Origin of the sequence: Agrobacterium larrymoorei, from assembly GCF_013322225.1 — a bacterium.
Taxonomy (GTDB): Bacteria; Pseudomonadota; Alphaproteobacteria; order Rhizobiales; family Rhizobiaceae; genus Agrobacterium; species Agrobacterium larrymoorei_A.
Genome location: NZ_JAAMFB010000027.1, coordinates 1 through 23178, shown reverse-complemented (window position 1 = coordinate 23178; position 23178 = coordinate 1). Strand labels below are relative to the sequence as shown.

Here is a 23178-nt window from a genome sequence, read left to right as displayed (position 1 = left end):
TCCTCCACGCGTGAGCGCCCCATCTCCATCAATGGTCGTCACGTTCTCCACGCCGTTTTTCACAACTGCGCGGCGATAATCCTCCGCATTATCTAAGACTCCACTAACAAACGGATAGATTGCCTAATAATTTTCAGGGGCAGGACCCGCCTCAGCTCGCCATCGCGACGTTGATGGCAGAGACAAAAGCAAATACATGAATACGTAAATCATATTTACGCGTTCGGTTTCACCGAGTCGTTTCCCGCATTTTTCACATCCCGGTTGCTACGATGAATTTTCACCTGACCACTCCAAGCACGCCCTCCCCGCTCACCGTTTTCATCGCGGTAGGTGGGCTTTATGTCGGACAGAGCATCATCGGCGGACTGACGTTTCTAGGGCTTCCAGCAGTACTGCGATCCTTTGGTTTACCGCTTGATCAAATTGGACTTTTATATCTTGTTGTCTTGCCGTGGGCGCTCAAGTTCCTCTGGTCGTCCCATGTGGAGCGCTACCGTTTACCAAAAGTGGGCAAAAATCGATCACCTCAAATCGTGGGAGTTGGCGTAGCGGTCTGCGCTTTGGGACTGGCTGTATTGGCATTTATAGGCCCGGCGCCCATCATTACCGTCATCGTTATCCTGTCTTTCATCGCCTTCACGGCTGCAACCGTGGATATTGCATGTGACGGATATGCAGTAGAAACCCTGGCGGAGAAGGATCTGGGATGGGGAAATGCAGCACAGGTCGGTGGCTCGTATCTGGGATCGGCAATAGGCGCAGGCCTGTTCCTGATAGTTGTGGAAACATACGGCTGGAAGGCTGCAACGCTTTCAGTCGCTGCACTGGTTATATTGATCGCCATCCCGTTTCTCATCACCGCGCCGCGGCATATTCGAAACGAAACACGTCAGCACATACCCTCGATCAAATCCGCACTGGCACGGCGCGAGGTCCGAGTTGGTCTTCTTATCACGGCTATTTACGTGGCGGCTCAAAAATGGGGCCTCTCGATGCTTGGGCCCTTTCTAGTGGATTATGGCTTCGACCTTGTTACCATCGGGACGTTGAACGGGGTCGGAAGCATGATCGTCGGCTTTGGTGGCGCCGTGCTCGGAGGAGCGCTTGTGCGCATATTCGGCTCGTTCCCTGTCATATTGCTATCAATCTGCTTGCAGATCGTATTTTTGATTTTTCTGGCCTATATCAGCATTCATCGCGAATTTCCCCAAACCATCGTCATGGCGGTAGCCATTGCCAGTTCATCCGGCATTATGTCCGTAGGTTTCGTCGCACTCTATTCACGTTTCATGAAGTGGTCCGACCCACGACAGGCAGGCATTGATTTCACACTATTCCAGTGCATTGATGCGATGGTCGGTATGGCTGGCGGAATTGGGACCGCATTTATTACCGCAGAATATGGCTATCGTTTCTCGTTCCTTAGCGCCGCCGCCATATCCTCCTGCGCAGCACTCGCAATCATAATGCTCAACCGTCACATGAAAGAAGAAGGTCCGGCCAAAAGCATTTGACCGTGGCTTGGCTAACCTTGGGTCCCGAAGTGAACGACATCTCGGGATATCAATCGTATTTCTCGTGATCTGAGGAAGCGCAGTCCATTTGCTTTGTCGGCAATAAAGTGGGGGCTGAGTTTGTACAACTCAGCCCCCAAAATAACTAAGCCGATTGCGACACTTTGATCATCTCCCGCACTGCAGCTTTTGATGGTGCGCGTCGTTTTTCATGAGGCGTCACGTGCTGCCGCAAAGCTTAGAAGCTGTATTTCAGACTGCCGACAACATATCTACCGCCATCGAGGTTGCAGAAGTTATTGGCGCAGGTAGCCTTTTGAGTGTCGAAGATGTTCTTCGCGTTTAGCTGGAACTGCAAGCCCTTCAGGTCCTCGTTCTTCTTGCCGAAATCATAGGTGAGAGCGGCATCTACAAATACGCGAGAAGCATTTTCGAAGGTGTTGAGATTGTCACCTGCACTTTTGCCCACAACCCTGAGACCTGCACCAAAGCCGAGCCCTTCTGCGAAGCCATTGTCGATCGTGTAGTCACCCCAAAGGGAGAATGTGTAATACGGAACCCCCGACTGGCGATTGCCAGCGGTTCCGACTTCACCCTCCTTGATTTCCATATCGAGATATTGGTATCCGGCGCGTAGACCAATGCCATTATCAAGGTTCGCAAGCGCTTCGAGTTCAAGGCCACGAGCATTTAGCTCTCCCCGCTGCATCGCTGTCGAATTACCACCAACGATCTCGTAGAATACGCCATTTTTCTGATTGATGTCGAAAACGGACGCGTTGATTAATACATCAGTCCCGGGAATTAGGTACTTGAAGCCAGCTTCATAGCTTTCCGCAGTCGTTGGCTTGAAGGGCTCATTGGCGCCTGTCGTGCCGGGGGAGAGGAAGAAGGACGTTGAGTGATTGACGTACGGCGTCAACCCGAAAGCTGTCTCATAACTGAGGCCAACACGATAGGTTGTCTTACTTGAGGACTGATCGGAAGCGGCGACACTGACACCCGTGTTGTAATTCGAAGTGTCAGAGGTCAGGTCAACCCAGTCCTTACGTGCAGCCACCGTCAGAAGCCACGAGTCGTAGCGGATTTGATCCTGAATATATAGGCCGCGTGAACGATGATCTTGGTCCACCAACCACTGTAGAGCAGGGCGAGCAATGAATTGACCATAAACAGGGTTCAATGGGTTTAAAGGAGGAGCTGAGCCTGCCGCAGCCAGTCCAGATGCGCTTTTATAGTCAAACCAACTCGCTTCAGCGCCCACCAGCAAAGTATGTTCGAAAGGTCCGGTACTGAAATCTGCCTGGAGTTGGTTGTCGATCGCAAACTGATTCATATCATATTCAATGTAACCCGCCCTGCGTGGTAGTGGCGTTTGCAAAGTGGGGTCATTGTAAGGGCCGAGATCGAGATACTCGTAGGCTATCTTTATTTCAGAGTAACGCGCGTTTTGCCGGAATTCAAATGTGTCGTTGAAGCGATGTTTGAACTCGTATCCAATGCGCTTTTGAATTTGGTGGTTCTCATTATATGACGAATCACCGAAGGAGACATCGGTTATGCGGTTGACCGGGTAGTTCCAGAAGGTTGCAGAGCCGCCAGTCTCGAAGTTCATATACTCGCCGAGAACGGTCAACGATGTATCTTCGTCGCGCTTCCAGGTAATCGCCGGAGCGATGAAAAGGCGGTCGTCTTTGACTCCCAGGCGTTCGGTATCCGCGTCGCGAGCAAGGCCTGTCACACGATATAGCACCGAGTCACTTGATCCAGCCGGACCGGAAAGATCGAAGCGCACATCTTTTCTCGCATGCGATCCGTATTGCACCTCTACCTCGCGTCGAGTGTCTTCCGTCGGGCGCTTGGTTGTAATATCAACTATACCACCCGCACTGCTTCCACCGTAGAGGGAAGAGCTTGAGCCTTTCAGGATTGTAAGTTCCTCAATGCCGTATGGCTCGTTCTTGAAAAAGCCCACGCCACCGCTGATCTGGCGCAAGCCGTCACGGAATATGCCGTTATTGTAAGAATCGAAACCACGTATGTTGAAGGTATCCATACGCGGATCGAAGCCAAATGTGTCTGAGCGCACTCCCGGCGAGTAATCCAGCGCATCCAGAAGACTTCTTGGATTTTGGGTCGTCAGTTCCTTCTGCGTGACGGTCGAAACAGACTGGGGAATATCCATGATGGATGTACCCGTCTTGGAGCCGGATCTCGTCTTGTAGGTAATGTACCCCTCGCTCTGCGGTAGCTGCTCGTTATCGTCAGCGGCCTGGATCGTGATCTTTTCCAGCGTTACCGGTGACTGCTGCGCGTATGCAGAAACGGACGACAAAAGCGAGATGACCACCGAGCCCGACACCAAGCCTCGTGGAAGACCTCGTCCTTTAAAATCCAAATTTTTCCTATTCAAACTCATATTTCCCTCTCCATCCCACGCAACCGTAGGCGTCGACTTAGACGTGCAAAATTCCTCTTATTGCAATGGAACGGAAATAAACATGATTTTTATAATCCAGTTATTACCAATTTGAAATTCAAGATCCCCGCGTTGCCAAATAGCAACATTATATTTCGCAAAGTCGTAATTTATGAAATTTTATTCCGCTTAAATTGATATTTCCGCGATATTTTGAGAATTAATTCTGGTATTTAGAAAAATATCCAGACAAGGTTATCTGACTTTTAGCCCCCAAAATCTCACAGCGCGTAAAAACTTGACATTAATAATCAAGTTAATAACCATAAGATAAACGCTGGAGATGTAAATTACATGAATGCAACTTTAGATTATGTTGGCGTCGGATTAGGTCCATTCAACCTTGGATTGGCGTGCCTCTCTCAACCACTGGCAAGCTTGAATTCCATTTTCTTCGACCGAAGACCTGAATTCGATTGGCATGCTGGCATGTTGTTGGAAAATGCGACATTGCAGACACCCTTCATGGGAGACCTCGTGACGCTGGCAGATCCGACCAGCCCTTTCACGTTCCTGAACTACATCAAGTCTCAAGGCAGAATTTATTCGTTCTATACCCGCGAGGATTTTTTCCTCCTGCGGAACGAATATAATCAATATTGCAAATGGGCAGCGTCACAGCTTCAAAACCTGCGTTTTGGCCACACGGTGAAGGATCTTCGTTACGACGAGCGATCAACCTCCTACAAGCTGACGGTCGCCAATCGCATCGGCGAGATAAAGGCAGTAGATACTCGCAGGCTGGTGATCGGAACAGGAACGACGCCGTCCATTCCTGCATGTTGCCGACCATTTGCGGATCACGCCACGCATTCCTCGAACTATCTCAACGAAAAGAAAAAACTTCAGTCTCGAAAATCCATCGTCATTGTCGGCAGCGGTCAGAGCGCCGCTGAGATCTATCACGACCTGTTGTCCGATATCGATATTTACGGATATCGGCTGGAATGGCTGACGCGCTCACCACGTTTCTTCCCGCTTGATCTGACGAAGCTTAATCTGGAGATGACCTCGCCTGATTACGCCCGCTATTTTCACCACCTTCCTGAGAAAACACGCGATCAGGTTCTGCGGGAACAGGCCAGCCTTTTCAAGGGCATCAACTCCAGCCTGCTCAAGGACATTTACGATACCCTGTATCGCAAGCGTCTTAAGGGAGATGTTGCAACCGCGTTGGTTCCAAACAGTGAGTTGGTGGATATGCACTACTCCCCCGGCAAGAAGCTTTTCTCCTTGCGCTTCAGGCACCAGGAACAAGAGGAAACCTTCACTCGCGAGGCGGATTCGCTCATCCTTGCAACCGGCTATGAATACAAGGAGCCCGATTTCCTTGCAGGTGTATCGAACCGCCTGAAGCGCGATGCAAGAGGCAGACTGGCGGTAGACGCCAACTACGCCGTCGACCGCCAAGGCCGAGAGATATTTGTCCAGAACCTCGACATACATACGCACGGCTTCGTCGCGCCCGACCTCGGAATGGCATGCCTGCGCAATGCAACCATATTGCGTGCGATTACCGGGCATGAGGTTTACCTCATAGAAGAACAGACGGCGTTCCAGACGTTCGATGTCCGCGAACTCGACCCGGCAACACCGTCGCGGGTGGTGGCCTGATGCTAGGACCAGCGCTCCTGATAATGACGGCCATCGCCGTCATCAGCGATACGATGCTTCTCCCATATTATCCGCAGCTCTTTCAAACCCGGTTCGACGCCGTCTCGCCTGTGATCGTCGGTGCCTATCTCGCCACGATCTCGCTCACGGTGATGCTATCGTTGCCCGCCTGGGTGACGGTTGCAAAGCGGATCGGCACCCTGCCGATGTTGATCGCCACTCAAACCGCGGCGGCTATCTTCAGCATCGGATGTTATATCACCGCAAGCCTTGTGGACTTCTGGCTGCTGTCGCTTGCCGTGGTCGCGGTCAAGGCGAGCTACCTGCTGATGTACCCTTACGTGATTGCCATGCAACCCAAGGCAAAACATGCAAGCACGATTGGCGCACTGGCAGTCATCGTTCACTTCGGCGGGATCGTCGGGGCAGCATTCGGCGGGCATCTCGTAGAAACGTTCGATTACGCGATGCCCTATCTGGCCATGGCTGCTGGGGACATCGCACAGGCTGTCATCTGCATCGCGCTGGTTCTGCTGGGGCGTAAAGCATCGGATGACGCGATTTCTTTGTCAGACGATCCTGTTCAAAGCGAAAAAGGTGAAGTCGAGACAGATAGCAGGCAATTCCTCCTGCTGCTGTGCGTCATGTTCTGCTTCTATTTCGGATTCTACATCGCGCTGCCATTTACCGCAGTCTGGTGGCGAACCATCGCAACGGCATCCTCCCAGATACAGGCGGGCCTCGTCTTTGCGATACCCGGCTTCGTAGCATTGACACTTCTGGCCTGGTCGCACGCTGTGAAAGAGCCCGGTCCTGCATGGAAGCGCAACGATTTTGGACTGATGCTCACCGCCATCGGCCTTGCAATACAGTCACTGCCGAACGCCGTATGCGTCGTCATTGGCCGCATCATATACGGTGTCGGCTTGTACAAAGTCACAGTCGGTCTGGACGTTCTCTTTTTCGAACGCGCACGGACATCCCGCTACGCCTCCGGTTTCAGCCTTGTGAACATTGCCAAGAACAGCGGCGTCATGGCGGCAGCCTTGGTGAGTGGATCGGTCACTCAGCATTTTGGGCAGGGAATGCCTTTCCTGATCGCCAGCATCTGCGTCGCCGCCACCCTGCTCATCTATCGGCTGTGTTTGAAACCCTCGCTTGCCCCGGCTTCACCGCTCATCCAGCCCGCCTTGCAACAACAATGAAGACTGACATGGCACATCACTCACAAGAAAAACAGCGACCCGTAATCTTCAGCCAACATCACAACGGCGTTGGCACATTCACCCTGAAAGCCCTCGACCCTAGAGATGATGGCGAGCGTCTACATGGCTGGTTCGTGCAGGATTATGCGCGCTTCTGGAACATGGGTCACCTCGGCCAGCAGGAAGTCATCGCATTTTACGAGACGCTTCAGAATAGCGGTCACGCAGAGGCCTATATCGGATACCTCGACGATCAGCCCGCTTTCATCATGGAATCCTACGACCCAGCACATGATCAGGTGGGCAAACATTATGATGTCGAGGTGGGAGACTGGGGCATGCACTTCATGGTGGCTCCTCCCCGAAAGCTGATCTCCGGCTTCACTCTCGCCATCATCCGTACAGTCCTTGCCTACCACTTCAGCAATCCGGCGGTAAAGCGATTAGTGGTGGAACCAGATGTCCGGAACGAGAAGGTTCACAGGCTCAATCGAAAAGTCGGCTTCACTTACGCTGGAACCATAGAGCTCGAAGAAAAAACCGCAGCTCTGGCTTTCGTCACCCGCGATGCGTTCCATCACACAATCGCACAGGAAGAAAACGCATGAACATTTCCAATTTTCCGTCCACCTCAATTTCTCCTGAAAAGGCTTCCGCCCATCTGGGGCCGCTTGCATGGGACGAGGTAAATCGTCATCTCGTGCATAAATCCCTGGCAGAGTTTTCTCATGAATTGTTGCTCTCCCCGACCCTGGTTTCCAGCGAAGGTGAATGGGGTCTCTATACGGTCAGCCCAGATACGAAATCCGACATCGTTTATCGCTTCAAGGCCCAGCGTCTCGCTCTGGATCACTGGTCGATAGATCCAGTTTCGATAGAAAAGACGATGGCTGGAACTCTTGCTCCGCTCGATGCGCTTGCGCTCATCATCGAATTTGCGGAAACACTGGGTATCAAAGAGTCGATGCTTCCCGTTTACCTGGAGGAGGTGTCAACGACACTTTATGGCGCGTCCTTCAAGCGAGAAGAGCGGCACATCTCTTCGCGTCAACTTGCGTCATCGGATTATCAGAACATCGAAGCGGGCATGACGGAGGGCCACCCAACTTTCATAGCCAACAATGGCAGGATCGGTTTCGATGCAGCCGACTACCGCCTCTATGCACCAGAGGCCGGCAATGAGGTTCAGATCGTCTGGCTTGCGGTCAGCAAGGAAAGAGCGACTTTTACGTCAATGAGCACGCTCTCTTACGAAGAACTCGTCAATGCCGAACTTGATGGGACGACATTGAGCACCTTCGAAATGCGCCTGACGAGGCTTGGCCTCGATCCTGCCGATTACTGGTTGATGCCCACCCACCCGTGGCAGTGGTTCAACAAGCTGGCAATCACATTTGCGGCTGACGTGGCCCGACGACACATCGTTTGCCTTGGCTACGGCAGCGATACATATCGGGCGCAGCAATCCATACGGACCTTCTTCAATACGACGGATACGCGCAAGCATTACGTCAAAACCGGCATCTCCGTGTTGAACATGGGCTTCATGCGTGGTCTTTCACCAAAATACATGGTGGCAACACCTGCTATCAACGAATGGCTGGGTGAACTCGTCACGGCGGACAGCTATCTGGCCAAGAACGGCTTCAGCATTCTGCGTGAAGTTGCGGCAATCGGTTATCGCTTCCCATATTACGATCAGGGACTGAAACTCGACTCGCCCTATAAAAAGATGCTGTCTGCCTTGTGGCGTGAAAGCCCCATTCCGCGCCTGCGGACCAGCGAGAGGGTGATGACGATGGCAGCCTTGCTGCATCGGGATCGTGACGGACAACCGCTTATTTCAGAATTGATCGCTCTGTCCGGTCTGGATGCGAAGAGTTGGATTGCAGCGTACCTCAAAGCCTATCTGGCCCCCTTGGTGCATTGCTTCTACCGCTACGATCTCGCCTTCATGCCACATGGAGAAAACCTCATTCTCGTGCTGGAGAACCACGTCCCTGTACGGGCGATCATAAAGGATATCGGCGAGGAAATTGGTATCCTGAATGGATCGATAGAATTGCCAGAGGAAATTTCGCGTATTTCATACACGATCGATGACAAGATGAAGCTCAACTGCATCTTTACCGACGTGTTCGACTGCTTTTTCCGCTATCTTTCGGCTACGTTGCACGAAACGGGTGAATTACATGAAGATGGGTTCTGGTCGCTCGTCGCGGAGTGCATTCGCGAATATCACAACGAGCATCCTGAGTTGGGAGAAAAATATGTCCGCCATGACCTATTCGCGGACCGTTTCGTTCGCAATTGCCTGAACCGATTGCAGCTGAACAACAATCAGCAGATGCTCGATTTGCTTAATCCAGAACAAAGCTTGCAATATATTGGAGAGCTGGAAAACCCGCTCGCCCGGTTTCGATAGGGCAACTGCGGTCAAGTTCCGATCTCTGTTGCATGCACGCAAACATTTCAGTTTGCGTGCATGATCTGAAAGCTGCACTACCCAGAGATCGGCGCGAGGTCACTTGGCCATTCGCGCCGATGAGGAAATAGTTCACGAGGCAAGGTTGCGGTTAGTCCCGCGCGCCGAGTTGCGTCGACCGAAAAAGGCGAGAAACAGTGAGCCGACGACCCCGGATATGATCGATCCCATAAGGATACCGATCTTGACGTGATCCTGCACCGTCGGGTCGTCGAATGCCAAAAGGCCGATAAACAGCGACATGGTGAAGCCGATACCGCACAGGAAGGCGGTGCCTGTAACCTGTCCCCAACTGGCCTGCGCCGGAAGCTGTGCCACGCCCAGGCGAACCAAAAGAAACACCGTTCCTAAAACGCCGACCAACTTACCCAAAGCGAGGCCTCCTGCCACACCCATGGTCAATGGTTCTGAAAAAATAGCCATGCTCAGGCCGGAAAGGGATACGCCTGCATTCGCGAAGCCGAATATGGGAACGACGATGAAGGCGACCGGCTTGTGCAATAGATGCTCCAGCCGATGGAGCGGCGACTCCGACCCTTGTGCCTCCGGCGTGCCGGGCGTCAGTTTCAGTGGAATGGTCAGAGCCAGCATGACGCCTGCCAGCGTTGCGTGAACACCAGAGGCAAACACCAGCACCCAAAGAACGGCACCAAGTGTTAGATATGGCCAAAGAGCCTGAACCCGCATTCGGTTGAAGATGAAGAGGTTCAACAGAACACCCGCTGCCGCCAAAAGCGCCAGAAGATTAAGATCGGCGGTATAGAATATTGCGATCACGATGACCGCACCGAGATCATCTATGATGGCCAGCGCTGCAAGGAATATCTTCAATGACGCCGGAACCCTTGATCCGAACAACGAAATGACGCCCAAAGCGAAAGCGATATCCGTTGCGGTGGGAATCGCCCAGCCTCTCATGGCGGAAGGGTCGCCGCTGTTCATGAATACGTAAAACAGTGCGGGGAACAGCATTCCACCGGCCGCAGCCGCGCCCGGAAGTATCCGCCTGCTCCAGCTCGACAACTGTCCGTCCGTCATTTCGCGTTTGATTTCCAGACCGACCATCAGGAAGAAGAGTGCCATCAAAGCATCATTGATCCAGTGCTGGAGGCTGAGCGGGCCGATATAAATATGCAACAGGTGAAAATAGCTTTCCGCCAGGGCAGAGTTCGCAACGATGATCGCCAGAAGAGCGACGCCCATCAGCACCAGTCCGCTTGATGCTTCATTGTCGAGAAATTTTCGAAGAGTAGAGTTGATACGACCTTTATTGGATATCGAAGACACAGGTTTTCGCTCCCATGATTGGAAGTTGCAAGAAGTCTCCGTCGATTTCGGGGAACCCGTAGCGCACGCAGCACGCGCTATGATGGATAGATAGCCGATACCGCGTTTCATTGCCAGCTAAACCGCCACAAAGACGCCAAAAAATGGCCGGGCCTTTATTCCTCTAAACACGAATGAGCGGATGGCCATTGCCTGTCGTACCGGCCACAGCTGTTTGAGCGTTCCCAAAGAATTTGGCGTGGACGTGGGCGGGCTGTCACGAGACAGACCATGTGCGAACAGAATCGAGATAGCGCTTGAAGGCGCGCGTTCGCCTATTTCCGGCAGATCAATTTGTTTTAAAAGAATAATGTTCGATTTCGAACATTATAAATAGCGGAACCTAACCCGGCCTTACACCTTTACGCTTGCGCCCATTTTGCAGGGCTGGAGCGAATAAATGGGTAATAGAGTTTGCATCATCGGTTCGGGCCCCACGGGCATCTACACACTAAAAAATCTCGCAAAATCGCCAGTTCCTCTGCATATCACCGTTTTTGAAGCGGAGAAGGAAATAGGAAAAGGCACGCCCTATCTACCCGGCGTGAACGACCCCGTGATGCTGTCGAATATTCCGAGCATCGAAATCCCTGAACTCGCGATAACCCTCATCGATTGGTTGAAGCGTCAGCCGGATGAGTATCTAGCACGCTTTGCGATCATGCGATCGCTGATCAACGGGCGGCAATTCTATCCAAGGCTGGTACTTGGCGATTATTTCCACGATCAGTTCAAAGCTCTGGTGAACTATGCAAAGTCACAGGAACATCAGGTTTCGGCAAAGGGAAGTCATCGCGTCAAAGACATTATCAAACACCAGCACGGCGCAAGCGTTATCGTTGAGGGAGAGGAAGACTTTCCCGCGCTGTTCGATCACGTCGTGATCGCAACCGGACACCACTGGCCAACGGAAATCGAAACCAGCCCTGGCTATTACACCTCCCCGTGGCCCGCCTTCAGGCTGGAAACCATAGGCCATGGTCACATCGGTATTCTCGGTACCTCGCTCAGCGCGATCGACGCGTTGATGACCGTCTCCACATCGAATGGCTCGTTCATTTACGAACCGGACGGCCAGCTGAGGTACGAACGAAAGGCGGGAAATGAGAATTTCAAGGCAACGCTCATGTCCAGAAAGGGCCTGTTGCCGGAAGCCGATTTTTACTGCCCATTGCCCTATCTTGAGCCCAAATTCTGCACCTCTGAAGCTGTACAAAACGCCATCTCGCAAGGTGCCTATGGTTTGTTGGACAAGGTGTTCGAGCTGTTCAAGCAGGAGCTTGTGACGTCCGACCCATCCTATGCCGCTGAAATCGGCTTGGCAGATCTAACAGTCGACAGTTTCGCAGACGCATATTACAGCCGCCGCGCGGGTACAGACCCGTTCGTGTGGGCAGCGGCAAATCTGGCGGAAGCAGAAAAGAACATGCGCGACGAGCATACAGTGCCATGGCGATACGCCATCATGATTACCCACGAGATCATCGCGAAAATTGCCCCGCATCTGGACACGGAAGACTTCAAGCGCTTCAACGCATCGCTCAAGAGCATTTTCATCGATGAATATGCTACGGTTCCCCATCTCTCTATCAAGCGCCTTCTTGCCCTCAGAAATGCGGGAGTGCTCGACATTCTGAAACTCGGTGAAGATTACGAGATCGAAACACGAGGACTCGCAAGAGGCGCTGCCTTGACGAGCGACGGCCGTGTATTTCATTTCGATGGCTTTATCGAAGCGATTGGACAAAAGGCGCTCTCTGCCGACGATTTTCCTTTTCCGTCTCTCGTTGCCGATGGCGGGATAAAGAAAGCCCATACGCCTGCGGCCAGCACACTGAATATCGATGAGGAATCCGAAACGCCCGAGCGACTTGGCGGAGTAGACGTAGACGATGTTTACAGGATTAGAGCTTACGGAACGCCGACAAGCCTATATTGTGCGGCAATTCCTTATCTGTTGCATAAGGATCCGTTTATCCAAGGCATAACAAGCGCTGCTGAGATTGGTGAAACGGTCGCGCAAGCGATCATCAAGGACTGCCTCCCTATGCGCGACGAACTTCTTATAAGGGCTTGAGCAGTGCCTGAAAGGAAATCGTTTTTGCAGCGAGTTGGTAGCATATCGAGCCTCTGGAGATATCCAATCAGCTCCGTTGGAGGGGAGTCGCTATCCAGCGTCAAGGTAGGTGTTACTGGTATTGTCGGCGACAGACGTTTCTGCCTCATCGACCTTGAGACGGGTGAAATTGCGCAGCCCGAAACAAGCGTCCGATGGCGCCCTGCATTGTTTCTTCAATCTTCCATTGATGAAAACGGCGTCACAACCATCTGCCTTCCAAATGGAGCGGTGTATTGCCTTTCCGATCCATATCTCCGGGCAATGTTGCAATCCCATTTTGGATTTGCGGTGGGCGTGGGACGACATCACCCACCCACCCTCGAAAGCGATCTCGATTTGCCGATTATCGAAAGACGCTACGCGGTCGCACCGTTACATTTGCTGACTTCGGCATCCATTGGCAAACTTCAAACAATGTGTGCGGAGAAAATAGATGAACGGCGATTCCGGCCCTCACTTTTTGTCGATACCGGTGGAGATGATGGTTTTCTAGAAAATGGATGGGAATCGTGCCGTTTCAAAATCGGTGATGTGCAACTGACCTTCGCGGAACATACGAAACGCTGTGGAATGACCTTCATTGCGCAGCCGGACTTGAATGAAAATCCCGAAATCCTCCGGACAATCGTCAGGCAAAACCAACGTAAATTCGGCATCTATTGTGAAGTAGGGGGTGCCGGGACATTGTCCGTTGGTATGGATGTCTGCTGTCTTCAAAGCCCGTCAGACGTCGACGGTCCCCAACAATAAAGAGCCGATCTATCGACCTGCTCTTTCGAGAAGCTTCATTTAGCCGGAGCCAGGGCTTACGTCATCTTCGCGACCTTCAGGGAGAGACCCGGCACCGGGTGTCTTGCTTTTATCAGTCAGGTGGCTCTTTGCGTGCGGTCCCGCAGCGGGTAAATCCGCAGGCTTCGATGTTTTTTCGTCGCGCTCCTCAATGGCGTCTCGGGCTTTGGTGTCCTTACTCATCTGAACCTCCTGATACAGGCATGACCATTTCAGTCATATTGGAAACGGCAAGCCTGCGCTGGCGGTTCCAATTTCTGACAGGTCGGCACTAAGGGCGCTATGAGGTCCGATCACCGCCCTTTGGTTTTACGCCACTCGGCAAATGCCGATAGATTGCTTTCATCCGTTGCAGGATAGAGCCCTATGATCGTTTGTCCCGCCTTGACGCGCTCAACCACGAAATCCTCATAAGCCGTCATTTCAACGGCTTCATCTGCGACCTCATCTGCAATCTCGGCAGGAATAACGATGACGCTATCATCGTCGCCTACCATGATGTCACCGGGAAACACCGCGACATCGCCGCAGCCGATAGGCACGTTGATATCGATAGCTTCATGCAGGGTCAGGTTTGTAGGGCTCGAAGGACGATTGTGATAGGCCGGAATGTCGAGTTCGCCTATCGTCCTTGCATCGCGAAAACCGCCATCCGTCACGACACCCGCTCCGCCGCGCACCATCAACCGCGTGATCAGGATATCGCCTGCCGAGGCTGCGCGTGGATCCTTTCGGCTGTCCATAACGAGAACGTGGCCTTCCGGGCAGGTCTCAATCGCGTGCCGTTGGGGATGTTTCGGATCACGAAACACAGTCATCGGATTTCGGTCCTCCCGCGCAGGCATATAGCGAAGCGTGAATGCCGGTCCGACCATGTTGCGGCCTTTCGCCTGAACCGGGCGAACATCCTGGATCGTCTGGTTTTTCAAACCGCGCTTGTAGAGCGCAGAGCAGAGCGTTGCGACGGATACACCCATCAGTTTTTCGCGTGTTTGGGGTTTCATTTTTCCTCCATGTGTATCTGCTGAAACATGTCACGCAAATTTGCGGCGATATATTTCTGATTTCAGTTGATGGCGGGTTCTGCAACCTTCGCGCCGAACTCTGTCTTCAGGAAATCGAAGTCGCAGCCCTTGTCTGCCTGTTCGATATGCTTGGTGAACATGAAACCATAGCCGCGCTCATAACGAGGTTCAGGTGCCACCCAGGCCTTGCGCCTGATGTCCAGTTCCTCATCCGTTACCAGCATGTTGAGGCTGCGTGCAGGAATATCAAGCTCCACCATGTCGCCCGTTTTCAACAGCGCCAGCGGTCCCCCGACATAGGATTCAGGCGACACATGCAGCACGCAAGCCCCGAAGCTCGTACCGGACATGCGTGCGTCTGAAATTCGCACCATATCCCGAAGGCCCAGTTTCAACAGGGCTTTCGGCATGGGGATCATTCCCCATTCCGGCATTCCCGGCCCGCCTTGCGGACCTGCATTGCGCAGCACAAGCACGGTCTCGGGCGTCAGAGGATAATCAGGATCGTCTACGATTTCCTTCAACTGCCCATAACTGTCCGCCACCAGCGCCGGACCGCGGTGGCGATGGAATTTCGGATCGCAGGCGGCAGGTTTGATAACCGCGCCATCTGGACAAAGGTTACCCTTCAGCACGGCCAACGAACCCTCGTGATAGACGGGGTTCGAAAGCGGCCGAATAACGTCCTCGTTGAATATCTTGACCTGTTCCAGACCTTCGACGAGAGGCTTGCCCGTCACCGTGATTGCGGTCGGGTCCAGCTTGTCTCCCAACTGCTTCATCAGTCCGCGCAAACCGCCCGCATAGAAGAAATCCTCCATCAGATATGTCGTGCCGGAAGGTCGAATATTGGCGATGACCGGCGTCGTGCGACCGATCCGGTCAAGATCATCGAGTTCGAGCGGCACACCGGCACGGCGCGCCATTGCGATAAGGTGAATGATTGCATTCGTCGAGCAACCCGTCGCCATCGCGACCGTTACCGCATTTGTAACGGCTGCGGGCGTGATAATCTTTTCCGGCGTCAGATCCTCCCAGACCATATCGATGATACGGCGTCCGCAAGCCGCAGACATTCGCTGATGGTTGGCATCGGCTGCGGGAATGGAGGATGCACCCGGCAGCGTCAGTCCCATTGCTTCGGCAATGGCAGTCATGGTCGAGGCGGTGCCCATTGTCATGCAATGGCCATAGCTGCGCGCAATCCCGCCTTCGATGCCCTGCCATTCTTCCTGCGAGATCGTGCCTGCGCGCCTCTCATCCCAATACTTGAAACCGTCGGTGCCGGAACCCAGCACTTTTCCCGCGTAGTTGCCGCGTAACATTGGCCCGGCAGGCAGGTAAATAAAGGGGATGCCCATGGAGATCGCGCCCATGACGAGACCCGGGGTGGTCTTGTCGCAGCCACCCATCAGCACCGCACCATCCACCGGATGCGAACGCAGCAATTCCTCCGTCTCCATCGCAAGCATGTTACGATAGAGCATCGTTGTCGGCTTTACGAAATTTTCCGAGAGAGACAGAGCAGGCAGTTCCATCGGGAAGCCGTCGGCTTGCAGAATACCGCGTCTGACCCATTCCGCCCGTTCGCGAAAATGCATGTGGCAGGGCTGCGCATCCGACCAGGTGTTGATGATCGCGATGATCGGACGCCCTTGCCAGTCTTCCGGGGCGTACCCCATCTGCATCGTACGCGACCGGTGCCCGAAGGAACGCTGATCGTCTGGCGTCATCCAGCGTGCCGACCGCAATTCTTCATAGGTTTTTCTGCCTGCCATTCCAAACTCCTAGGCCAACTGGCACTATGCATGACCTTTTGGGCCGTTATTCCGTAAATGCCTCTTCACGCTTTCGGCTGATGCTTGGTGAAAGAACGAGAACGAGTACCAGGACAGCGAAAATCAGTAGCGAGAGGCTGAGTGGGCTGCGGACGAAAATCGTAGGATCGCCCTGACTGATCAACATCGCCCGCCGTAGATTTTCCTCCAGCATAGGCCCAAGGATGAAGCCCAGCAACAAAGGTGCGGGTTCGAAGCGAAGTTTGCTGAGCAGGAAGCCGACGACGCTGAACCCTGCCATGACAAAGACGTCGAAAACGCTGTTGTTGATGCTATAGGCACCGATGCAGCAGAAGCCGATGATTGCCGGAAACAGGAGATGGTAAGGCACGGTCAGCATCCTCACCCAGAGGCCGATGAGGGGCAGGTTGAGGATGACAAGCATCAGGTTGCCCGACCACATCGATACGATCATTCCCCAGAACAGGGTTGGCTCATCGGATATGACGTTCGGGCCAGGCGTAATGCCCTGCAGGATCATCGCACCTACCATCAAGGCCATGACCGGGTTTCCCGGGATGCCGAGCGTCAGCATCGGAATGAACGAGGTCTGGGCTCCGGCATTATTGGCGGATTCCGGTGCGGCTACCCCTTCGATTGCTCCCTTGCCGAATTCAGCCCGGTTTGGAGACATTCGTTTTTCCATCGCATAGGACGCGAAGGAAGCGAGCATTGCGCCGCCACCCGGCAAAACGCCAAGAAACGATCCAAGGGCGGTGCCACGGAGAACCGGCGCGATGATCCGTTTGAAATCCTGCTTCGTCAGCATCAATCCGGACACTCGCTTGACGCCTACAGAGCGCTCCTGCTCGTTTTCGAGATTGCGCAAAATTTCGCATATGCCGAATATGCCCATGCTGACAGCGACGAAATTCAGCCCGTCATAAAGCTCGGGGATATCGAATACATAACGCGGCGTTCCACTCTCCACATCGGTTCCAACGGTGCCGAGCATAAGGCCGAAAACGATCATCGCCATTGCTTTCGCGAGCGATCCACTGGCCAACGCAACCGAAGCCACCAGCCCTAGAACCATCAGCGAGAAATACTCCGCCGGGCCGAAGTTGAGCGCGACCGCAGCAAGCGGGGGTGCCGCAACGGCCAGAAGAATAGTCGCAACGGAACCGGCGAAGAATGAACCCAGCGCAGCCGTCGCCAGAGCGGCACCCGCCCGCCCATTGCGCGCCATCTGGTAGCCATCGATCGCGGTCACGACCGAGGAGCTTTCTCCCGGGAGATTGATGAGAATAGCGGTCGTAGAGCCGCCGTACTGCGCGCCGTAAAAAATCCCCGCAAGCATGATGAGAGCAGACTCAGGCGGCAGTCCGAAGGTGATCGGCAACAGCATCGCAATGGTCGCCGTAGGCCCAAGCCCTGGCAAGACACCGATTGCCGTTCCCAGGAGACAGCCAATGAAGCCGTAAAGCAAATTCATGGGCATGAATGCCGTCGTGGCGCCAAGCCAAAGGTTAGCGAAAATATCCATGTTCAATCCAATCCGGTCTTATCGGCTGGTCAAAAGCACTAAGGCGTACCCAAAAAGGGTATCCATGTTCCAAAAGCGTCGACGGGAAGCGCAAGTAGCCGTGTGAACAGCAATACCGAGCAGGCCGAAAGGAAGAGGCCAAGCAGGATCGAATGGCGCCAGTTCGCATATCGGCTAGCTGCTGCAGTCAGGACGATCAGAAGAAACATTGCTGGTCCAAGTCCCAGCCCCGACAGAAGCAATCCGAACCCAACCGGCCCCAGGATGACGAGGAAATATGCCTTCCAGTTCGCGGGCTCAGGCTCGCTGTCTTCCGCCTCGACCACCATGGACTGAACCATGACGATGGCTCCGATCGCCATCAAAAGAAGGCTTAGCATGATCGGGAAGTAGCCAGGCCCCATTCGAAACGAATTTCCGACTTCCAGTTCGCGACCGAACCAGATGAACAGGAGGCTGACAAAGATCATGGATGCGCCGCCCACGAAGTCGCGGCTGTTTCTTATCTTCAGCATGGGTTTGGTACTCACTGTGAAATATTGACCGGCCAGCGGATAGGCTGGCCGGCAGTCCTCAACAGCTTCACTGAAGCGGAACGTTTGCAGCCTTGATCACGTCTGCCCATTTCCCCGTTTCAGAATCGATGAAGGCCTGGAACTCGGCGGAAGTGCTACCGACCGGAGTAACGCCCATGGCCTTCAGCTTCGCCTGCATCTCGGGATCAGCAATGATGTCCTGAACTTCCTTGCTCAGCTTTTCCACGATTTCGGGAGGCGTGCCCGCAGGTGCAAACAGGCCGTGCCAGGACGTTGCTTCAAAGCCCGGAATGACACTTGCCATGGTCGGCACATCGGGCAGCAGATCAGCCTTCTCGAGGCTCGTCACTGCCAGCGCCTTGACCTTTCCTGCCTTCACCTGCTGCGCGGCCGTCGGGATGTTGTCGAACATCATGTCCACGTGACCGGCCACCACATCGAGAATTGCCTGGCTGCTACCCTTGTAAGGGACATGCGTGATCTTGACGCCAGCCTTGGTTGCGAGCAGTTCCCCCGCAAGATGAATGGAAGTGCCGACGCCGGAAGAGGCATAGGTGTGCTTGCCGGGTTCCGACTTCAGGAACTCGATCAACTCCGGCACAGAGTTAGCCTTGATCTTGTCCGGGTTGACCACCAGTACGTTTGGAAGGCTTGCGATCAACGAGATCGGCGCGAAGCCTTTTGCCTTGTCATAGGGCAGAGTTTTATAAAGCGTCTGATTGATGGCGTTGGAGCTGACCGTTCCCATGCTGATTGTGTAGCCGTCAGGACGTGAACGCGCCAAATCTCCGAGGCCGATATTGCCACCAGCGCCCGGCTTGTTCTCTACGATGAAGCGCTGACCGAGCCTCTTATCCAGTTGTTCGGCAACCAAACGGCCAAATGTGTCGGTGTTTCCGCCAGCTGCAAACGGTACGATGACCGTTACGGTTTTGGTTGGATACTCCTGAGCATGAACCGGACCAAGGCCCGCCGTTCCCATTGCAGCAGCAACAGCCGCAAACGCGATAAAACGTTTGATGTACATAATTCCCTCCACGTAACTGGCCTCCCGCCAGCGCTACAGATTCATACCCCGACCCTCTGAGCCAAATATGAAAGCGCTTTCATATTATCTTCAAAATCTGTGGTAGCAACTATAGTGTCTAAAATATTTATCGATTAAAATCATTTACTTATCGAAAATATGAAAAATTTTCTGTGACAACCCTTGCCAGAAGTAAAAATGAAAGCGTAACTCATTTTATACGGGAGGTTCGGCATGAACGAAACGAACAAGACAAAACGTGGAACCGCCAACCATCCGGTCACGCTCGCGGAAATTGCCAAACTCGCAGGAGTGTCTCCGGTAACGGTCTCTCGGGCGCTCAATACGCCGAACCTCGTCAAACCGCCGACACTTGAGGCGATTGAGCGCGTGATCGCAAGAACGGGCTATGTACCCAATCTCCTTGCGGGCGGGCTCGCCTCCAGAAAGACGAGGCTGATAGCGGCCATCGTCCCATCGGTCGCCAGCACCATCTTTGCAGAAACAATCGAGGGGTTGAATGCCGAACTCGTCTCGGCAGGCTATCAATTGATACTCGGCCTTTCCGGTTACGAACCCAAGCGTGAGCTCGAACTGACGAGGGCAATCCTGGCACGGCGTCCGGATGGGATCATTCTAACGGGAATATCGCACCTGAAGGAAACACGGTCCATGCTGGCCGGCGCGGGACTACCCATCGTGGAAATATGGGACTCCACGCCCTCCCCCTTGGATACGGCAGTCGGCTTTTCCCACGCCGAGGTCGGCGCTCTTGTTGCCGACCATTTGTTGTCCAAGCGCTATGACCGCTATGCGCAAGTGGGCGCGAAAGATCCACGCGCCATCCAGCGGCGCGATGGCTTCGTCAACCGGTTCAAAGGTATCGCCGAGGTCGAGCTTCCTGATATCGGAACGAGCTCTCCTTCGACATTCCAGGATGGCCGATGGGCACTTTCGCAGCTCCTCGACCGGGGCGGCGGCTCGCTTGGCGTGTTTTGCTCATCCGATGTGGTCGCCCATGGTGCACTTGCGGAAGCCCACGCGCGGGGAAGCCGCATTCCAGAGGATCTCGGCATCGTCGGCTTTGGAGATTTCGACTTCGCAGCCCATACGCATCCCCCGTTAACGACCGTTCGTATCGACCGTCGTGACATCGGCACCAAGGCGGCCCGATCAATCCTCAGGAAAATCGCAGGCGACGAAAATGTGGAAGCGATGGTCAACATCGACTTCAACATCGTCGCCCGCGGCACGACTTGACAGCCTCAGAAACATTTCCAGCGGTTTTGCGTCTGAACGACCCCTGATACTGGAGATTAGATTATCAGGGACGTTTTCCGAACTCGGCAGTCGCTCTAGTCCAATGCTTGGCCTGCTCAGACAGGGTAATACCCAAGCCCGGACGTGTTGGAACCAACATACGCCCATCCTTGATTTCCAGCCGTTCGTTGAACAGCGGATCAAGCCAGTCAAAATGCTCTACCCAAGGCTCCAGCTCATAGGCGGCAGCCAAATGCAGATGGATTTCCATCGCAAAATGTGGCGCCAGCTGTAATTTCTTGGCTTCGGCCAGCGCGCAAATTTTCAGGAACTGGGTGATACCGCCGACACGCGGGGCATCCGGCTGGATGATGTCTACCGAATTGTTCTGGATCAGCGAGATATGTTCCAGCACACTTGCCAGCATCTCACCAGTTGCGATTGGCGTATCCAGATGCGCGGCAAGCGCTGCATGACCTTCCACATCATAAGCGTCCAGCGGCTCTTCTATCCAGGTGAGATTAAAGGGCTCCATCATACGCCCGAAACGCATAGCGCTTGGTCGATCCCACTGCTGATTAGCATCAACCATCATGGCGGCACGTCCACCGATCCGTTCATGGATGGCAGTCACGCGCTTGAGGTCGATGTTCATGTCGGGTTGGCCGACCTTGATCTTGATGCCCCCAATGCCCGCGGCAATCGATTGTTCGAGATTATCGAGAATCTCTTCGATCGGCGACGACAGGAAACCGCCGGACGTGTTGTAGCATTGAACGCTGTCGCGATGCGCACCCAGAAGCTTGGCCAGCGGCAGCCCGGCACGCTTGGCCTTCAAATCCCATAAGGCGACGTCGAACGCCGCTATCGCCTGGACGGCAAGCCCGCTGCGACCGACCGAAGCACCAGCCCAGCACAATTTGTTCCACAGCTTGCCGATGTCGCTCGGGTCCTCCCCGATCAAGACATTCGCAATTTCCTTGGCATGCTCATACTGCCCGGGACCGCCCGCGCGCTTGGAATAACTGAAACCGATTCCGCTTTGGCCGTGGGTGGTCTCTATTTCCGCGAAAAGAAATGCCACCTCTGTAAGTGGCTTCTGTCGCCCGGTCAAAACTTTAGCATCACTGATTGGCGTTTTGAGTGGCAGGAAAATCGACGAAAGCTTGATCCACGCTATGCGATCACCCGCTTCCACGCGCGAACCCGTCATCGTTGTCACATTCGTATTCATTCACCGTCTCCTCAGCCAAGGCCAATCACGCCCTCGAAGCTTGACTGTTAACGCATCCATCAATTTAAGTCCAAGTTGATTTTTAATTATATCAATACAGGAAATGAATAGATGCTGGATTTTGGACATGTTCGCTCGTTCATTGCCGTCGCCACCGAACTCAGTTTCAGCCGTGCCGCGAGGCGGCTGAATATTACGCAGCCGCCGCTCAGCCGTCAGATAAAACTTCTGGAGCAGGAGCTGGATGTCGTTCTTTTCGAAAGAACCAGTCGACGCGTGGTACTGACCCCCGCAGGTTTGTCGTTTTTCGCAGAAGCGCAGAAACTGATTGAACAGAGCCAAGCCGCTGTAACAGCGACACGACGAGCCGCCAGAGGGAGCGCTGGCTCAGTAAAAATCGCCTTCGTCGGCGCTGCGACCTACAGCTTCTTGCCTGCTTTCATCGCTGCTGCGCGCACTGCCGCTCCGCAAGTCGAACTCGAGCTTATACAAATGGAAACGTCGGAACAGGTCCAAGCGATCAACGGCGGAGAGGTCGACCTCGGCCTCTCACGCCCGTTATCAGGTCCACACCATCTGGAAAATCTGTGCGTGGATCGCGAGGCAATGATGCTTGCCATACCAAGATGGCACCCTTTGGCATCGGTGCGCAGACCTCCCCTTGATGCTCTGAACGGCGAACCTTTTATTACTTTTTCCCATCAGGCGCGATATCTTCATGACAAACTGACGGGGCTGATGGCACGTCACCTCGTCAAACCGCGCATTATTCAAAGCATGACCCACTCGCAGGCAATTCTATCTCTCGTAAGCGCTGGAATAGGGTTGGCAATCGTTCCCGGTGGCACTCGCAATGCCTGCTTCGACAACGTCGTGTTCCGTCCGATCGATCTTCAGAATGAATGCATAGCGGAACTTCATGCCATATGGAGTCCTGAAAACAAGAGCCTCCTGCTTGCCGAAATTCGAGACCTTGCAACGAGAGTTGCTTCCCGGCGCGACGATTGATCTGCCGGAATCGACGCCGCACTGCGGCATTACCTGTCTGTTTAGCATTTGCGGATTGGCGCACATAATGGCATTATAATTCCATTGATGTAGAAAATAGAATTTTTGATTGATTTTCATAATGAGTTCGGTAGGCTGATTTTGTTGCCTGTCTTGCGCAAGAGGAGTTGCGTCTGGATGGGGATGGCGACGGTTTTGGCGCTTTGGCATTTCACGCTCCACGAGGTGGA

At 53.8% G+C, this 23178-nt stretch carries 18 protein-coding genes; 9 read left to right on the top strand and 9 right to left on the bottom strand.

Features of this window, described 5'->3' with window-relative positions; genetic code table 11:
* Positions 1-272 precede the first annotated feature (272 nt).
* Positions 273-1517 carry an MFS transporter gene (locus G6L28_RS16540; RefSeq protein ID WP_174064925.1) on the top strand — a complete coding sequence of 415 codons (1245 nt, stop codon included), beginning with the start codon at positions 273-275 and terminating at the stop codon, positions 1515-1517.
* A 238-nt stretch (positions 1518-1755) separates the two neighbouring features.
* Here G6L28_RS16540 and G6L28_RS16535 read toward each other — a convergent pair whose 3' ends face one another.
* Entirely contained in the window at positions 1756-3936 is a 2181-nt protein-coding gene (locus G6L28_RS16535; RefSeq protein WP_174064924.1) for a TonB-dependent siderophore receptor, read from the bottom strand.
* 354 nt (positions 3937-4290) lie between these two features.
* On the opposite strand from G6L28_RS16535, the gene G6L28_RS16530 reads away from it, so the two are divergent.
* Genes G6L28_RS16530 through G6L28_RS16515 form a run of 4 tightly spaced genes read left to right on the top strand, consistent with a single transcriptional unit; the run spans position 4291 to position 9240 of the window.
* Positions 4291-5610: a lysine N(6)-hydroxylase/L-ornithine N(5)-oxygenase family protein gene (locus tag G6L28_RS16530; protein WP_174064923.1), complete on the top strand. Its 1320-nt coding sequence runs from the start codon at positions 4291-4293 to the stop codon at positions 5608-5610.
* Positions 5610-6815, top strand: coding sequence for an MFS transporter (locus tag G6L28_RS16525; protein WP_174064922.1), 1206 nt, complete (start codon positions 5610-5612; stop codon positions 6813-6815). The genes G6L28_RS16530 and G6L28_RS16525 overlap by 1 nt, the downstream gene beginning before the upstream one ends.
* 8 nt (positions 6816-6823) lie before the next feature.
* The gene (locus G6L28_RS16520) at positions 6824-7423 is read left to right on the top strand and encodes a GNAT family N-acetyltransferase (protein ID WP_174064921.1); all 600 of its coding nucleotides are present in this window, start codon (positions 6824-6826) and stop codon (positions 7421-7423) included.
* On the top strand, positions 7420-9240 hold the full coding sequence (locus G6L28_RS16515) for an IucA/IucC family protein (RefSeq protein ID WP_202033685.1): 1821 nt from the start codon (positions 7420-7422) through the stop codon (positions 9238-9240). The genes G6L28_RS16520 and G6L28_RS16515 overlap by 4 nt, the downstream gene beginning before the upstream one ends.
* Before the next feature lie 132 nt (positions 9241-9372).
* Here the strand turns inward: G6L28_RS16515 and nhaA are convergent, their stop codons facing one another.
* Positions 9373-10587 (bottom strand): Na+/H+ antiporter NhaA, encoded by a 1215-nt coding sequence (nhaA, locus tag G6L28_RS16510; RefSeq protein ID WP_337795774.1) that lies wholly within the window; start codon positions 10585-10587, stop codon positions 9373-9375.
* 439 nt (positions 10588-11026) lie between these two features.
* Here nhaA and G6L28_RS16505 point away from each other — a divergent pair, with 439 nt between their 5' ends.
* A complete protein-coding gene (locus G6L28_RS16505; protein ID WP_174064919.1) occupies positions 11027-12703 on the top strand; it encodes an FAD/NAD(P)-binding protein in 1677 nt (558 codons plus the stop codon).
* A 24-nt stretch (positions 12704-12727) separates the two neighbouring features.
* Complete coding sequence (locus G6L28_RS16500) at positions 12728-13495, top strand: MOSC domain-containing protein (RefSeq protein WP_174064918.1); 768 nt, start codon at positions 12728-12730, stop codon at positions 13493-13495.
* A 39-nt stretch (positions 13496-13534) separates the two neighbouring features.
* Here the strand turns inward: G6L28_RS16500 and G6L28_RS16495 are convergent, their stop codons facing one another.
* The 6 genes from G6L28_RS16495 to G6L28_RS16470 all read right to left on the bottom strand — a co-directional run bounded on the left by G6L28_RS16495 (position 13535) and on the right by G6L28_RS16470 (position 19446).
* A complete protein-coding gene (locus tag G6L28_RS16495) occupies positions 13535-13717 on the bottom strand; it encodes a hypothetical protein (RefSeq protein WP_174064917.1) in 183 nt (60 codons plus the stop codon).
* Positions 13718-13827: 110 nt separating this feature from the next.
* Positions 13828-14538, bottom strand: a complete 711-nt coding sequence (locus G6L28_RS16490; protein WP_174064916.1) for a ribonuclease activity regulator RraA — start codon at positions 14536-14538, stop codon at positions 13828-13830.
* A 62-nt stretch (positions 14539-14600) separates the two neighbouring features.
* Complete coding sequence (gene araD / locus G6L28_RS16485; RefSeq protein ID WP_174064915.1) at positions 14601-16337, bottom strand: L-arabinonate dehydratase; 1737 nt, start codon at positions 16335-16337, stop codon at positions 14601-14603.
* Between the two features lie 46 nt (positions 16338-16383).
* Positions 16384-17883, bottom strand: coding sequence for a tripartite tricarboxylate transporter permease (locus tag G6L28_RS16480; protein ID WP_174064914.1), 1500 nt, complete (start codon positions 17881-17883; stop codon positions 16384-16386).
* Between the two features lie 38 nt (positions 17884-17921).
* Positions 17922-18398, bottom strand: coding sequence for a tripartite tricarboxylate transporter TctB family protein (locus tag G6L28_RS16475; RefSeq protein WP_174064913.1), 477 nt, complete (start codon positions 18396-18398; stop codon positions 17922-17924).
* Positions 18399-18465: 67 nt separating this feature from the next.
* On the bottom strand, positions 18466-19446 hold the full coding sequence (locus G6L28_RS16470; RefSeq protein WP_174064912.1) for a Bug family tripartite tricarboxylate transporter substrate binding protein: 981 nt from the start codon (positions 19444-19446) through the stop codon (positions 18466-18468).
* Between the two features lie 234 nt (positions 19447-19680).
* Between G6L28_RS16470 and G6L28_RS16465 the strand changes: the two genes are divergently transcribed.
* Entirely contained in the window at positions 19681-20706 is a 1026-nt protein-coding gene (locus G6L28_RS16465) for a LacI family DNA-binding transcriptional regulator (protein ID WP_174064911.1), read from the top strand.
* A gap of 64 nt (positions 20707-20770) precedes the next feature.
* Here G6L28_RS16465 and G6L28_RS16460 read toward each other — a convergent pair whose 3' ends face one another.
* The gene (locus tag G6L28_RS16460) at positions 20771-21919 is read right to left on the bottom strand and encodes an L-talarate/galactarate dehydratase (protein WP_202033702.1); all 1149 of its coding nucleotides are present in this window, start codon (positions 21917-21919) and stop codon (positions 20771-20773) included.
* 132 nt (positions 21920-22051) lie between these two features.
* On the opposite strand from G6L28_RS16460, the gene G6L28_RS16455 reads away from it, so the two are divergent.
* Entirely contained in the window at positions 22052-22948 is an 897-nt protein-coding gene (locus G6L28_RS16455) for a LysR family transcriptional regulator (RefSeq protein WP_174064909.1), read from the top strand.
* Positions 22949-23178: the final 230 nt, after the last annotated feature.